Raw genomic sequence first — 244 nt, 5'->3', positions numbered from 1 at the left:
GCGAAGTAGAGTCTGCTGCGTGAACTGGCTGGTCGTAGATAATCTCCGAAACCTCTGGATAGGTTGCGAGGGTTCGAATCGTCTCAGGAGTCGCCTCAACAGCCATCGCGTTTTGGACCCAAAATGATTTGATCTCTGCTGCTTTGCCGTCTGCCTGACGTGCTTTGAGGAACTCTCGAGCGTCCGTTTGTACGTCCGCAGTAAACGACTGCATTCGTTGCCGTTTCGCTGATGGGCTTAGTCC

General features: G+C 53.3%; 1 protein-coding gene. It reads right to left on the bottom strand.

Annotated features, from left to right (window positions below; genetic code table 11):
- Nucleotides 1–214, bottom strand: a 214-nt coding sequence (locus AUR66_RS21265) for a protease inhibitor I9 family protein (RefSeq protein ID WP_231727872.1), incomplete at its 3' end; no start/stop codon positions are given.
- Nucleotides 215–244: the final 30 nt, after the last annotated feature.

It is taken from the genome of Haloferax profundi (genome assembly GCF_001469865.1).
Lineage (GTDB): Archaea > Halobacteriota > Halobacteria > Halobacteriales > Haloferacaceae > Haloferax > Haloferax profundi.
This window is presented reverse-complemented; position numbering and strand designations above follow the sequence as displayed.